The sequence below is a fragment of the Pseudomonas sp. NFACC42-2 genome (assembly GCF_900116055.1).
In the GTDB taxonomy this organism is placed as follows: domain Bacteria; phylum Pseudomonadota; class Gammaproteobacteria; order Pseudomonadales; family Pseudomonadaceae; genus Aquipseudomonas; species Aquipseudomonas marginalis.
In genome coordinates this window covers 86,422-99,196 of the sequence record NZ_FOZO01000020.1, presented here as the reverse complement: position 1 = coordinate 99,196, position 12,775 = coordinate 86,422, and the positions used below count along the sequence as shown (strand labels likewise).

Annotated in this window: 14 protein-coding genes; 7 read left to right on the top strand and 7 right to left on the bottom strand. The window is 62.4% G+C overall.

Annotated elements, in window-relative coordinates; translation table 11 throughout:
- A partial coding sequence (locus tag BM416_RS30640; RefSeq protein WP_175539099.1) for a hypothetical protein occupies positions 1–345 on the top strand: 345 nt, incomplete at its 5' end.
- On the opposite strand, the gene BM416_RS25280 is transcribed toward BM416_RS30640, so the two are convergent.
- Positions 342–806 carry a TIGR02444 family protein gene (locus tag BM416_RS25280; RefSeq protein WP_092489848.1) on the bottom strand — a complete coding sequence of 155 codons (465 nt, stop codon included), beginning with the start codon at positions 804–806 and terminating at the stop codon, positions 342–344. The two genes, BM416_RS30640 and BM416_RS25280, sit on opposite strands and share 4 nt — an antisense overlap.
- Positions 807–856: 50 nt before the next feature.
- On the opposite strand from BM416_RS25280, the gene BM416_RS25275 reads away from it, so the two are divergent.
- The 3 genes from BM416_RS25275 to BM416_RS25265 all read left to right on the top strand — a co-directional run bounded on the left by BM416_RS25275 (position 857) and on the right by BM416_RS25265 (position 4,063).
- Positions 857–2,767 (top strand): ATP-binding cassette domain-containing protein, encoded by a 1,911-nt coding sequence (locus tag BM416_RS25275; protein ID WP_065926670.1) that lies wholly within the window; start codon positions 857–859, stop codon positions 2,765–2,767.
- A complete protein-coding gene (locus BM416_RS25270; RefSeq protein ID WP_003176850.1) occupies positions 2,767–3,339 on the top strand; it encodes a mechanosensitive ion channel family protein in 573 nt (190 codons plus the stop codon). The genes BM416_RS25275 and BM416_RS25270 overlap by 1 nt, the downstream gene beginning before the upstream one ends.
- A gap of 91 nt (positions 3,340–3,430) precedes the next feature.
- Positions 3,431–4,063 (top strand): LysE family transporter, encoded by a 633-nt coding sequence (locus BM416_RS25265; RefSeq protein WP_027608340.1) that lies wholly within the window; start codon positions 3,431–3,433, stop codon positions 4,061–4,063.
- Positions 4,064–4,198: 135 nt separating this feature from the next.
- Here the strand turns inward: BM416_RS25265 and BM416_RS25260 are convergent, their stop codons facing one another.
- Genes BM416_RS25260 through BM416_RS25245 form a run of 4 tightly spaced genes read right to left on the bottom strand, consistent with a single transcriptional unit; the run spans position 4,199 to position 7,342 of the window.
- The gene (locus BM416_RS25260; RefSeq protein WP_092489847.1) at positions 4,199–4,939 is read right to left on the bottom strand and encodes a penicillin-binding protein activator LpoB; all 741 of its coding nucleotides are present in this window, start codon (positions 4,937–4,939) and stop codon (positions 4,199–4,201) included.
- Positions 4,940–4,942: 3 nt separating this feature from the next.
- Positions 4,943–5,530 (bottom strand): penicillin-binding protein activator LpoB, encoded by a 588-nt coding sequence (gene lpoB / locus BM416_RS25255; protein WP_027608342.1) that lies wholly within the window; start codon positions 5,528–5,530, stop codon positions 4,943–4,945.
- Between the two features lie 35 nt (positions 5,531–5,565).
- Entirely contained in the window at positions 5,566–5,937 is a 372-nt protein-coding gene (locus BM416_RS25250; protein WP_092489846.1) for a YcfL family putative periplasmic lipoprotein, read from the bottom strand.
- A gap of 10 nt (positions 5,938–5,947) precedes the next feature.
- Entirely contained in the window at positions 5,948–7,342 is a 1,395-nt protein-coding gene (locus BM416_RS25245) for a COG3014 family protein (RefSeq protein WP_065926668.1), read from the bottom strand.
- Positions 7,343–7,609: 267 nt separating this feature from the next.
- On the opposite strand from BM416_RS25245, the gene BM416_RS25240 reads away from it, so the two are divergent.
- Both BM416_RS25240 and BM416_RS25235 read left to right on the top strand, forming a co-directional pair.
- Positions 7,610–9,505 (top strand): FTR1 family protein, encoded by a 1,896-nt coding sequence (locus BM416_RS25240; protein ID WP_092489845.1) that lies wholly within the window; start codon positions 7,610–7,612, stop codon positions 9,503–9,505.
- 1 nt (position 9,506) lies between these two features.
- Complete coding sequence (locus BM416_RS25235; RefSeq protein ID WP_092489844.1) at positions 9,507–9,962, top strand: YaiI/YqxD family protein; 456 nt, start codon at positions 9,507–9,509, stop codon at positions 9,960–9,962.
- 29 nt (positions 9,963–9,991) lie between these two features.
- On the opposite strand, the gene elbB is transcribed toward BM416_RS25235, so the two are convergent.
- Positions 9,992–10,657, bottom strand: a complete 666-nt coding sequence (gene elbB, locus BM416_RS25230) for an isoprenoid biosynthesis glyoxalase ElbB (protein ID WP_027608347.1) — start codon at positions 10,655–10,657, stop codon at positions 9,992–9,994.
- A gap of 116 nt (positions 10,658–10,773) precedes the next feature.
- Here elbB and BM416_RS25225 point away from each other — a divergent pair, with 116 nt between their 5' ends.
- Complete coding sequence (locus tag BM416_RS25225; protein WP_092489843.1) at positions 10,774–12,009, top strand: sterol desaturase family protein; 1,236 nt, start codon at positions 10,774–10,776, stop codon at positions 12,007–12,009.
- Here BM416_RS25225 and BM416_RS25220 read toward each other — a convergent pair.
- Positions 11,990–12,628 carry a DedA family protein gene (locus BM416_RS25220; RefSeq protein ID WP_092489842.1) on the bottom strand — a complete coding sequence of 213 codons (639 nt, stop codon included), beginning with the start codon at positions 12,626–12,628 and terminating at the stop codon, positions 11,990–11,992. The two genes, BM416_RS25225 and BM416_RS25220, sit on opposite strands and share 20 nt — an antisense overlap.
- Positions 12,629–12,775 lie beyond the last annotated feature (147 nt).

Sequence of the window (12,775 nt, the reverse complement as noted above, 5' to 3'; positions counted from 1 at the left end):
CCAGCCGCGAAGCCAGTTGCTAAAACCGCTGCTGCGAAACCAGCCGCCAAGCCAGCGGCTAAAACCGTTGCTGCAAAGCCAGCCGCTAAAACCGCTGCTAAAACCACTGCCGCCAAACCAGCCGCCAAACCTACTGCTGCAAAACCGGCCGCCAAGCCAGCTGCAAAGCCTGCTGCTGCAAAGCCAGCCGCCAAGCCAGTTGCAAAGCCTGCTGCTGCGAAACCAGCACCGGCCAAGCCAGCAGCACCTGCTGCTACCCCGGCAGCGACCACCGCTCCAACCGCATCGGCCAGCAGCACCCCTGCACCGGTAGCGCCAAGCACCACCCCAACCAGCGCTTCCTAAGTGCCGGTGATCATGACGCGCAGCTGCTGCAGCGCGTCATGGTCAAGGTTGGCGGCATCCTCAGCCACCAGTCCTTCCAGCCACCTCTGTTGAGTCATCTCCCCTTTCGGCCATGCCTGCGTCAACGCTTCCAGGCGCGTCAGCAATTGCCGTTCGGCATCCAGTTCCAGGGCTTTGACCCGTTCGCGCAGCGCCGCCAGTTGCTCATCCTGCTGCACCATGGCACGCCATTGCACACGCAACTGCCGCAAGGGTTCGATCACCTGCGCCTGCCACGGTCGCGCCAGCTGTTGCAGGGTGCGCATACGCTCCGGCTCAAGTGCCACGCCCCGCTGTTCCAGCCATGCGCCGCAGAGCAACAGGCACACGTCGGCCCCTTGCTCCTGCAAGCGCAGGCAGGCGGCTTCGACGCCCGGGCGGGCGTAAGTCGAGAGAGCAAAGCTCCACAGGTCAGCGTTCATATTCACACCCAAGCCAGCGGCCAACGAAGCTGGTAGACTCCGCCGCCATTATGATCCGACTTCAAAGCCTAACATTACAGCGTGGCCCGCAACGTCTTCTCGAAGACGCCGAGCTGACCCTGCACGCCGGTCACAAAGCCGGCCTGATCGGTGCCAACGGCGCCGGCAAATCCACGTTGTTCGCCCTGTTGCTGGGTGAGCTGACCCCGGATTCCGGGGACTGCTTGCTGCCGGCCGACTGGCGCATCGCCCATATGCGCCAGGAGATCGACACCCTGGACCGCATCGCGATCGACTACGTGCTCGATGGCGACCTGCGCCTGCGCCAGGTGCAACACGACCTGGCCGAGGCCGAGAAAGCCCAGGATGGCGCCGCCCAGGCCCGCCTGCACGCGGAACTCGACAGTGCCGACGGCTACACCGCCGACGCCCGCGCTCGCAAGATGCTCGCCGGCCTTGGCTTCACCAACGAACAGATGGATCGGCCGGTCGCCGACTTCTCCGGTGGCTGGCGCATGCGCCTTAATCTGGCCCAGGCGCTGATGTGCCCCTCGGACCTGCTGCTGCTCGACGAACCGACCAACCACTTGGACCTCGATGCGATCCTGTGGCTGGAGGACTTCCTCAAGAGCTATCAGGGCACCTTGCTGCTGATTTCCCACGACCGGGACTTCCTCGACGCCGTGGTCGACAACATTGCCCACGTCGAACAGAAGAAGATCACCCTCTACCGTGGCGGCTACACCGCGTTCGAACGGGCGCGTGCCGAGCGCCTGGCCCAGCAGCAGCAGGCGTTCGAGAAGCAGCAGGCGCAGCGCGCGCACATGGAAAGCTACATCGCCCGGTTCAAGGCCCAGGCCACCAAGGCCCGCCAGGCCCAGAGCCGGATCAAGGCGCTGGAGCGCATGGAAGAACTGTCGGCGGCCCACGTCGATTCGCCGTTCGACTTTGTGTTCCGCGAATCGGTGAAAATCTCCAGCCCGTTGCTGGACCTCTCGGATGCACGCCTGGGGTATGGCGAGAAAACCATCCTGGAGAAGGTCAAGCTGCAGCTCACCCCAGGTGCGCGCATCGGTTTGCTCGGCCCGAACGGCGCGGGCAAGTCGACGCTGATCAAGAACCTGTCGGGCGAGCTGCAACCCCTGGCCGGTCGTTTGACCCGTGGCGAGAACCTGGTGGTGGGCTACTTCGCCCAGCATCAGTTGGACTCCCTCGACGCCAAGGCCAGCCCGCTGCTGCACCTGCAGCGCCTGGCGCCGACCGAGCGCGAGCAAACCCTGCGCGACTTCCTCGGTGGCTTTGACTTCCGTGGCGCGCGCATCGATGAGCCGGTGCTGAACTTCTCCGGTGGCGAAAAAGCCCGCCTGGCCCTGGCGTTGATCGCCTGGGACCGCCCGAACCTGCTGCTGCTCGACGAACCGACCAACCACCTCGACCTGGAAATGCGCCTGGCGCTGACCATGGCCTTGCAGGAGTTCAGCGGTGCGGTCCTGGTGGTGTCTCACGATCGCCACTTGCTCAAGAGCACCACCGACAACTTCCTGCTGGTAGCGGATGGCAAGGTCGAAGAGTTCGACGGCGACCTGGACGACTACGCACGCTGGCTCACGGATTACCGCCTGCGCAATGCGCCGGTCAGCAACACCCCGGTCAACCCGGACAAGACCGACAAGAAAGCCCAGCGCCAGGCCGCTGCCGCCCTGCGCCAGCAGTTGGCGCCGCACAAGCGCGAAGCCGACAAGCTTGAGGCCGAGTTGGGCAAGGTCCACGAGCGCCTGGCCAAGATCGAAGCCAGCCTGGGCGACAGCGCCGTGTACGAGGCTGCGCGCAAGGATGAGCTGCGCGACCTGCTGGCCGAACAGGCCAGGCTCAAGGTGCGCGAAGGGCAATTGGAGGAAACCTGGATGGAAGCCCTCGAACTGCTGGAAACCCTGCAAGCGGAGCTGGAGGCGCTGTCTTGATGGAAGCCTTGCAACTGCCGTTGCCTGCGCAATGGATCGAGCCTGTATGGATCGGCGTGCAAATCCTGCTGATCCTGCTGGCCGGCTACCTCGCCCAGCGGTTTGTCGCCAAGGGCCTGACGCGCCTGGGTGAGCGCTACCCGTTCCCACCGCAACTGCTGATGCCCCTGCGTGGCGGATTGCGCTGGCTGATCATGGGCAGTGCGTTGATCTTTGTGCTGGGCCGGCTGGGTGTGTCCGCCACGGTGTTGTGGACCGCGCTGTCGGGGTTTGTCGCAGTGGCGGCAGTGGCGTTCTTCGCCATGTGGTCGGTGTTGTCCAACCTGCTGTGCGCGATCCTGATCTTTACCGTCGGACCGTTTCGCCTCGGTGACATCGTCGAGTTGGTGGATACCGTCGACAAGCCCGGCGTGAAGGGCAGGGTAGTGGCAATCAACTTGCTCTACACCACACTGATCGAAGTGGAAGCCGCAGGCACCGACAGCGCCATCGTACAGGTGCCTAACAGTCTGTTCTTCCAACGCTCGGTGCGACGTTGGCCTGGTACCCATGTGTTCCCGGGTGACCGCTAGCGTTTACATCCTGTAAAAATCTATAGCCAGCCTCTGCTCGGCGGAGTTAGCTTAAGGCCCGACAATCGCTGACTCTTCCCCGAGGTGTGCTATGGCACTCGACACGTGGCTGGCCTTTTTCCTGGCCAGTTGGATCATCTCCCTTTCCCCTGGCGCCGGCGCCATCGCTTCGATGTCCAGCGGCCTGCAATACGGCTTCCTGCGCGGTTACTGGAACGCCATTGGCCTGCAACTGGGCCTGGCCATGCAGATTGCCGTGGTAGCGGGCGGCTTGGGTGCCATTCTGGCGGCGTCGTCGACCGCGTTCTATGCGATCAAATGGTTTGGCGTGGCGTACCTGGTGTACCTGGCCGTCAAGCAATGGCGTGCCTTGCCCATGGACATGGCCGATGACGCGGCGATACGCCCGCTCGGCAAGCCGATGGCGATGATGTTCCGTGGTTTCCTGGTCAACGCCAGCAACCCCAAGGCCCTGGTGTTCATGCTGGCGGTGCTGCCGCAGTTCGTGAATCCCCAGGCGCCGTTGCTGGTGCAGTACCTGATCATCGGTGCGACGATGATCAGCGTCGATATGATCGTGATGGCGGGGTATACGGGGTTGGCATCCAAAGTCCTGCGCCTGTTGCGCACGCCCAAGCAGCAGAAACGCGTGAACCGGACGTTTGCCGGGTTGTTCGTGGGGGCAGCGGGTTTCCTGGCCAGCTTGCATCGCGCAACGGCGTAAACCTCGGTACTTGAACGTGTGGGAGGGGGCTTGCCCCGATGGCGGTGTCTCAGCTACAGCTAAGCTGACTGACACCCTGCTATCGGGGGCGAGCCCCCTCCCACATTGGTTTTGTGTTGCCTTGAGGATTACCGTTCAGTGCAAGATCTTCGGCGCTTCATCCCGTGGCAGGTGGTTGTGCGGCACCGGCTGGCCCGGGTCCTGATACCCACCGCCCAACTGCTCCGCCAACTGCCTGGCGACGTCCTCACCCAGCGCCTTCGACACCTCCTTCACCACCCGCGGCCGGTTCAGGCTTACGCGTATGTCGCGGCTGCTCACCAGCTTGGTGTCCTGGCCTTCGCCCATGGCGGTAAACGCCGAGGTGATTTCGTAGGTGCGGGTGTTGATCAGGCTGAAATCCGCCACCAGCGTCAGGCCCAGCACCGCCGAGTAGCTGTTGGTGTGGTCCAGGGCGTTGATGTCCTGGGTGAAGTCGATGTCTGACAGCGTACCGAACAGCACATAGTCCGCGCCCTTGAAGTGACCGGCCTTGATGCGCTTGATCACGTCATAGACGTCACCCTTGGCATCGGCGGTGTAGGGCGTGCCCTGCACCAGCTGGAACTGGCGGGACTTGAGAATCTCGCCCTTGATATCACCGCTGAACTTGCGCAGCTCGGTTTGTTCGATGTAGCTGCTACGGCTCTCGTACTCGCTGTAGTTCGCCGCTCCGCTGGCGTGGTAGCTGCTTGCCTGGAAGTTGTTGCTGGCCGAAACCTGGTGGATGTACTCCTCGACCTGCGCCTGGTAGGCCAGGTCGGTCACCGCGATCTTGGGGGCGGCCGAGGCGCCAAAGGCGCACAACAGGCCGATCAAACCAATCCATGCACGCATTGCCTAGCGCTCCGTGGTCTTGCGGATTTCTTTTTCGTCCATCCATTCGGCCAGGCCGCTCTCGACGTCGATCAGTTGCAGGCTGAACTTGTAGAACACATCCTTGTAGTCCGAGCTGCGCTTGACGATGGAGCTGATGGAGCCTTCCAGGCGGTACTTGGCGGCGACCATGTTGCCGGTCTTGCTGACGCTGGACTTCTTGTACAAGCCGCTCTGGTTCTGCAGCTTGAGTTGGTCGACCTGGCTCTGCATGTCGGTGTTGTCACTGGCGAAGCGTGCGGTGCCCGTCTTCATCAACTGGGTCTTGATCGACGTGGTGATCTCACGGGTGTCGATGTACTCGCTGGTCTTGTTCTTCACGTCATACACCTGCACCACCGGGCGGCCTTGCAGGATGCCGGACTGGGCGAGGGAGCGGGTCATGCTTTCGGCGATCATCTGCAGGTCGGTGGAGCCGAACTCGTTGGTCACCAGTTCCACCGCCTTGGTGTCGCCGTAGCTGATGTTTTTACCCCCCAGTACCGGGGAGGTATTCGCGCAGCCGCTGGCCAGGACGGCAACCACGGCGAGAATCGAGAAGCGTGCAAGCATGGGGAAATCTCTCGGCAGCAAAAAGAATGAACGGTTCAAGGGGTTTTGACTTCAAGGCGGAAGTCCGCGGCCTGGGGCACATTGGCAATGGCGGGCAGGAAGGTCGCCTGGTTGGCGTACAGGTTCAGCACTTTCCAGGTCTCTTCATCGCCCACCGGGAAACCATCTGCGCCCAGCCAGGCGAAGCGGTAATACATCATCTGGTTACTGCTGGTGATGTTGCTCAGTTGCACCTTGGCGGTGAGGAAGCCGTTCTCGCGGGCCACACGAATGGCGCCGATCGCGATGCCCTTGAACTTGCCCATCACCACGATCTTGCTCGCGGCGCTGCCAGGTTCCGGTGGTGGCGGGGTGGCGCAGCCGGCAAGCAGGACCAGCGCCAGTGCGCCGAGGATAAAGTGACGCATAGGGTGCTCCTTAAGGTTGTTTGAGGGCGATGGCCTGGGTTGTCGTGCCGGGCAGCACATGGGCGGCGAGGCCACCGGCGAACACTTGGTTGCCGACCACGCGCAGGGTGATCACCTGGTAGCGCTGGTCGGCCTTGATCGTTACCAGCGTGCCACCCAGGGCGTTGGGCAGGCTGACCTGGTGTTCACCACGCTTGAGGCGCAGGCGCGTGACTTGGGTCATGTCCGGCAGGGTGCGCCAGGTGCGGGTGTCGGCGCCTTCGGTCACGGCCGAGGCGATACCCAGTACCAGGCCTGCCATGGGGTTGGTCTTGTTCAGGTTGTTCTGCGCCACGCCACGGCTTACCGCACGCACGGTGGTGCGCAGGATGATGCCTGGCATGTCGTCACGCAGGGCGCGGCGGGACATGGCCGTGGTGCTGTTGAGCGCCGTGAGGTTCTGTTGCTGGCCGTCGACACCGATCTGGGCAAAGGTCGCTGTGGAGGTGTCGGCCTTGATCACCGGGAACGACAGCGGGGTGATCACCAGGTTGCCATTGATCGGGATCGGCAGCGGCAGGCGGATCGAGTCGCGGGCGGGTGCGAGGCCGCTCTGCACCACGATCAGCACGTCGGTTTCATCGCTGCCGACCTTGGATTTGTCCAGGTCGAGCAGCGCTTTTTCCAGCAGTGGCGTGTTAGGGCGCAGCTCGACGGCCTTGCGATAACCGGGAGCGGCCAGGTCTTTTTCGCCCAGGGCTTCGTAGACGAAGCCGGCCAGGTAATGGCTGAATGCACTCTGGTAGCTGTTCTTCAGGCCGACCACCTCCGGCGCGTCGAGGGCTTGCACCGGGTAGCCGTGCAGGTCCTTGATCTGGGTGGTCACGCCCTGTTGCTCGGCTTCGTCTTCGCGCTTGAGGTATTCCTTGTCGCGCAGGTCGGCGATCACCGCTTCGCGTTCGTGGGTCTTCTTGATTTCGGTGCGTGCGCCGTCGAAGTCGTTCAAGGCCAGCAGGTTCAGGGCCATCTGCGTGGTCAGCATGACTTTTTCGTAGTCATAGCCTTCGTAGCGACGCACCTTGTCATTGGCCAGGAAGCTGCCGAACTGGGAAAGGTATTTTGCGCTGTCGAACTTGACCGACTCTTCCCACTTGTAGACTTGCAGGTCGGCACTGCGCCAGGCGGTCTGGCTGCCGGTCAGGTCGCCCTTGGCCCGCAGCAACTCGCCCTTTTCGAAGAAATACAGCAGGTCTTTGTCTTCGCCGGTGTTGTTCTTTTCCAGCAGGGTCAGGGCGGCGTCGACATTGCCGGTGGCGAGTTGCTGGTTGGTGGCTTGCAGCTCGGCGTCGTAGCTGCGGAACATTGAACAGCCGCTGAGCAAAGTGACTGCCGCGAGCGCGAGCGGAGGTAAGGCGCGAAAAACCATGTCACTTCTTCCCTGAAAGTAGTCAACCAATATGGTTATTCCTCATAAAACCGAGGAATGAAATTCCCTTTCGCACTAACAGGGCGCGGCATTATAAGCATCGTTACTGGCAAAACAATGGCTTTTTGCCTCGTTTGAGCTGGCCAAGATGCCACTAACGCATCTCTCAAATGCCCGTCCTCCCAAACGACAAATCACTAACGCCTTGAGTCAAACCCTTTAACGCTTAACAATGTGTTACTTCGTATTTCCACTTGAGATTCATTCATGATTGCGCCCTTCCGTTTTCTCGCCTGGCTGCTGTTGCCGGCATTGATGTCGTGCAGCTTCAACCTGCAGGCCGCGACTGCCGAGGGCGCTCCACAAGCCCTGCATCTGCTGGACTACATTGGCGCCGACTACCCACCGACGGTAGAGGCGGGCAAGGTGGTGGATGATTCGGAATACCGCGAGCAGGTGGAGTTTCTTGGGGTCTTGCAGGGGTTGGTGGCGGATTTGCCGCAAAAGCCCGAGCGCGCGGAGCTGGTGAAGGGGGTCGAGGAACTGCTGGCGGCTGTCACCGCCCATGCAGACGGCGCGACCGTCGCTCGCCAGGCCCGCCAGTTGGGCGCCAAGCTGGCAGTCGCGTATGAAGTCAGCCAAGCCCCGGCCATCACGCCCGACCCGACGCGCGGCGCACCGCTCTACGCCCAGCACTGTTCGGTGTGCCACGGCACTGCCGGTGCCGGCGATGGTCCGGCCGGCGTGGGGATGACGCCGCCTCCGGCCAACTTGACGGATGCTGCGCGCCTGGATCGCCTGAGCCTCTACGCGATCTACAACACCCTGGGCCTGGGTGTCGAAGGCACTGACATGCCGTCCTTTGCTGACCAACTGGACGACCGCCAGCGTTGGGACCTGGCCACCTACATCGCCGGCTTCACCGCCGACCCGGCTGCGGCGAAAAGCGAGCAGCCCTTCAACCTCGCCGACCTGGCCCGCCAGACGCCCAATGAAGTGCTGGCCGCAAACGGCCCGGCAGCTGCCGCAACCTTCCGCGCCCAGCGTGCGCAACCGCCGCAGGTCAAGCGTGGCCCGGCGCAGTTGCTCGATTACACCGCCAGCACCCTGGACAAGAGCCTCGCAGCGTTCCGTAGCGGTGACCACGAGCAAGCCTATGATTTGTCGGTGGCGGCGTACCTGGAAGGCTTTGAGCTGGTGGAAAGCTCACTGGATAACGTCGATGCCAACGTGCGTAAGGACACCGAGAAGGCCCTGATGGCTTACCGGCAGTCGTTACAGGACGGTCTGCCGATCGAGCAGGTGCAGCAGCGCCTGGACGTGGCCAAGGGCAAGCTCACCGAGTCCGCAGGCTTGCTGGGCAGCGATGGCTTGAGCTGGTCGTTGAGCTACATTTCCGGTCTGCTGATCCTGCTGCGTGAAGGCCTGGAAGCGATCCTGGTGCTGGCGGCGATCCTGGCATTCCTGCGCAACACCGGCCAGCAATCGGCGGTGCGCAGCGTCAACGTCGGCTGGGGCCTGGCGCTCTTGGCCGGCTTGGCCACCTGGGCGTTGGCGGCGTATGTGATTGATGTCAGCGGCGCCCAGCGCGAATTACTCGAAGGCTGCACGGCGCTGTTCGCCAGTGTGATGGTGCTGTGGCTTGGCGTGTGGATGCACGACCGCCGCCATGCCGCTGCGTGGCAGGACTACATCAAGAGCAGCCTGGTGGGCGGCGGTGGGCGTTTCGGTTTTGCGATATTGGCGTTCTTCTCGGTCTACCGCGAGCTGTTCGAAGTGATCCTGTTCTACGAAACCCTGTGGCTGCAAGCGGGCCCGGCCGGGCACAACGCGGTGCTGGCGGGTGGTGCCACGGCGTTGGTGCTGCTGGTGGGCCTGGCCTGGGTGATCCTGCGCGGTTCGGCGAAACTGCCGCTGGCGCTGTTTTTCGGCATCAATGCGGGGCTGCTGTGCGCGTTGTCGGTGGTGTTCGCCGGGCATGGCGTCAAGGCGTTGCAGGAAGCCGGCATCTTCGGCACGCGGCCGGTGGCGTTCTTTGACTTCGACTGGCTGGGCATCCACGCCGATGCGTACTCGTTGAGCGCACAGGCCGTGGCGATCCTGGCCATTGTGGTGCTCTACGGCCGCAGCCGGTTGGCAGAAAAGCAGCGAGTGGCGGCATAACATGCGCGTATGGATCGATGCGGACGCCTGCCCCAGGGCCGCCAAGGACCAGGTGGTGAAGTTCGCCCTCAAGCGCCAGTTCGAGGTTGTCCTGGTAGCCGGCCAAAGCCAGATCAAGCCGAGCTTCTCGTGCGTGAAGTTGATCGTGGTGCCCAGCGGTCCGGACGCAGCAGATGACTATCTGGTGGAGCACGCAGTGCCCGGCGAACTGGTGATCTGCAGCGATGTGCCCCTGGCCGACCGCCTGGTGAAGAAGGGCGTCACCGCCCTCGACCCTCGGGGCAAGGAGTTCAGCCCGGCGAACATGAGCGAACGATTGGCGGTGCGCAACCTGTTTACCGAACTGCGTGAGCAGGGCCAGATGGGCGGTGGACCACCGCCCCATGGGGAGAAGGACAAGCAGGCGTTTGCCAACTCGCTCGACAGGATACTGACGCGGTTAATGCGCCAGTCCTGATCCGTTGGAGAGGGAGCCCGGCATCGCCATTAATCGTTCTCGTGGGTCAGCTCCAGCACCCGGTCCACCAGCTTGTTGATGCCTGAGGCCACTTCACTGATGCTCTTGCCGAGCATATAGGCGGGCGTACTGACCAACTTGCGTGCGGTGTCCTCGACAATGTCTTCCACGCTGCATTCCTGGTGGGTGGCGCCCATCTTGTCCAGGGCGGCGGCAGTGTCGGTGTCGTTGCCGATGGTGCAGGTCACGCCAGGGCCGTAGATCTTCGCGGCCAGGGCCGGCGAGATGCAGATCAACCCCACCGGCTTGCCCGCTTCGGCAAAGGCTTCGGCCAGTTCCAGCACCTGCGGGTTGACGCTGCAACCCGCGCCCTCGACGGCAAAGTTCGACAAGTTCTTCGCCGCACCGAACCCACCGGGTACGATCAGCGCATCGAACTCGTCGGCGTTGGCGTCTCGAATATCCTTGACCTCGCCCCGCGCAATGCGGGCCGACTCCACCAGCACGTTGCGCGACTCGGGCATTTCCTCGCCGGTCAGGTGGTTGATCACGTGCAACTGGGCGATATCGGGTGCAAAACACTGGACCTGAGCACCGCGCTGATCCAGGCGCAGCAGGGTGATCACGCTTTCATGGATCTCTGCGCCGTCGTACACGCCGCAGCCGGAAAGGATCACTGCAATCTTTTTGCTCATGGGCATTTCTCCTGGAGTCTTGGCGTTAAATGTCTACTAATTTGTCACCTGTTGCCAATGGGATCTCGCGCCGCTGCACCTAATCTTGATGTAACAAAAATAGACCGGACCAGACCATGGACTTCGTTCCTTACGCGGTACCGTTTTTCATTGCCTTGATTGTGGTGGAGCTGCTCGCCGACCGTTGGCGTGGCCAGCGCAACTACCGGGTGGCGGACGCCATCAACAGCCTCAGCACCGGCGTGCTGTCCACCACCACCGGGCTGTTGACCAAGGGGGTGGGGCTGCTGACCTACGCGTTCGCCCTCAAGCACCTGGCGTTGATCGAACTGCCTACCCATAGCGTCTGGACCTGGGTATTCGCCTTTGTGTTCTACGACTTCTGCTACTACTGGCTGCACCGGATGGGGCACGAGCGCAATATCCTGTGGGCTGCGCACTCGGTGCATCACCAGAGCGAGGACTACAACCTCAGCACCGCCCTGCGCCAGACCAGCACCGGCTTCCTGCTGAGCTGGATCTTCTACCTGCCCCTGGCCGTGCTTGGCGTGCCGCTGGTGGTGTTTATCAGCGTGGCGTCCCTCAACCTGTTGTATCAATTCTGGGTGCATACCCGGCACGTGCCCAAGCTTGGCTGGTTCGAGTGGTTTTTCGTCACGCCATCCAATCATCGGGCCCACCATGCACAGAACGCTCTCTACATGGATCGCAACTACGGCGGTGTGTTCATTCTTTGGGACCGGCTGTTCGGCACCTTCCAGGAAGAAGACGACAACGAGCCGGTGATTTTCGGCGTGACCACACCCTTGGCCAGCTGGAACCCGCTGTGGGCCAACCTGCAGTTTTATGCACAGCTTTGGCGTGATGCGCGGCGTACCGAAAGTAAGTGGGACAAGCTGCGCATCTGGTTCATGCGCACCGGTTGGCGCCCGGCGGACGTGAAGGCCAAATACCCCGTGGCCAAGCCGGATTTGAGCCAGTTCCGCAAATTCGACGTGCCGCTGGACGTGCGCCAACAGGTCTACATTGCCCTGCAGTTCGCGGCGTATGTGGGGTTTGGCAGCTATTTGATGAATGTCGGCGAGGGCCTGCCCAGTGCAGCGCTGGTTGTCGGCTGGGGGGCGATGGCGCTTGGATTGTTTACCCTGGGGGTGGCCCTGGAGAATCGCCCGAGGGCGTTAAAGGTAGAGCTGATACGCCTGGCGCTGAATGTGCCGTTGGTGTGGCTGGCGCCGGTGATCGGGCTGTGGCCGGCCAGCAACCTGGGCTGGCTGGGCCTGGTGAGCTACAGCCTGCTCAGCGTGATTGGCCTCTACTGTTGCAGGGGCCGGCTTACTCGACTGGTGTCTTAGGCGCTTCTACCGGGACGGGCTCGGTGGCGGCGAGCCGCGCCTTGGCATCGGCACAGGCCTGGCGGGCGATACGGGCGTTCTTGAAGCGGCGGCGCAGCCACAGGCCAAGGCCCAGCAGCAGCAAGGCGCCCAGTACCCACAGCTCGTATTTCTTGACGCTGCCCAGCATGCCTTCCAGCACCGCTCCGAAGTGATAAGCCGCAGCACCCAGGGCCGCCGCCCAGATTGCAGCACCAATACCGTTGAGGATCAGGTAGCGCAGTGGCGGGTAGCCTGACAGGCCGATCGCAACGGGCATTACCGTGCGTAAGCCGTAGACAAAGCGGAAGCTCAGCACCCAGATATCCGGGTGCTTGCGGATATGTTCCAGGGCCTTGTCGCCCATCAATTGCCAGCGCGGCTTGCGCGCCAACAGTTTGCGGCCGTGCTTGCGCCCCATGTAATACCAAAGCTGGTCGCCGGCGTAGCTGCCGAAGAAGGCAACGACCACCACCAGGTTGATATCCATGTACCCACGGAACGCCAGGAAGCCTGCGAGAACCAGGATGGTTTCGCCTTCGAAGAACGTGCCTAGGAAGAGGGCAAAGTAGCCGAAGTCATGCAGAAATTGTTGAAGCATGGTCTGGGTGCTGGCGAAATGAACGCGCAGCCTACGCCTTCGTGAACATTCATGAAAGTATCGAGATGTGTCACGAAGTGAACAATTCCTACATTGGGCGACGAATGCGACTACAGGTCGCATCGTTAAGCACAACTGTCATACCTT

Coding starts and splice junctions, on each gene's coding strand:
- BM416_RS25280 (WP_092489848.1), bottom strand. CDS start 806: ATGAACGCTGACCTGTGGAGCTTTGCTCTCTCGACTTACGCCCGCCCG.
- BM416_RS25275 (WP_065926670.1), top strand. CDS start 857: ATGATCCGACTTCAAAGCCTAACATTACAGCGTGGCCCGCAACGTCTT.
- BM416_RS25270 (WP_003176850.1), top strand. CDS start 2,767: ATGGAAGCCTTGCAACTGCCGTTGCCTGCGCAATGGATCGAGCCTGTA.
- BM416_RS25265 (WP_027608340.1), top strand. CDS start 3,431: ATGGCACTCGACACGTGGCTGGCCTTTTTCCTGGCCAGTTGGATCATC.
- BM416_RS25260 (WP_092489847.1), bottom strand. CDS start 4,939: ATGCGTGCATGGATTGGTTTGATCGGCCTGTTGTGCGCCTTTGGCGCC.
- lpoB (WP_027608342.1), bottom strand. CDS start 5,530: ATGCTTGCACGCTTCTCGATTCTCGCCGTGGTTGCCGTCCTGGCCAGC.
- BM416_RS25250 (WP_092489846.1), bottom strand. CDS start 5,937: ATGCGTCACTTTATCCTCGGCGCACTGGCGCTGGTCCTGCTTGCCGGC.
- BM416_RS25245 (WP_065926668.1), bottom strand. CDS start 7,342: ATGGTTTTTCGCGCCTTACCTCCGCTCGCGCTCGCGGCAGTCACTTTG.
- BM416_RS25240 (WP_092489845.1), top strand. CDS start 7,610: ATGATTGCGCCCTTCCGTTTTCTCGCCTGGCTGCTGTTGCCGGCATTG.
- BM416_RS25235 (WP_092489844.1), top strand. CDS start 9,507: ATGCGCGTATGGATCGATGCGGACGCCTGCCCCAGGGCCGCCAAGGAC.
- elbB (WP_027608347.1), bottom strand. CDS start 10,657: ATGAGCAAAAAGATTGCAGTGATCCTTTCCGGCTGCGGCGTGTACGAC.
- BM416_RS25225 (WP_092489843.1), top strand. CDS start 10,774: ATGGACTTCGTTCCTTACGCGGTACCGTTTTTCATTGCCTTGATTGTG.
- BM416_RS25220 (WP_092489842.1), bottom strand. CDS start 12,628: ATGCTTCAACAATTTCTGCATGACTTCGGCTACTTTGCCCTCTTCCTA.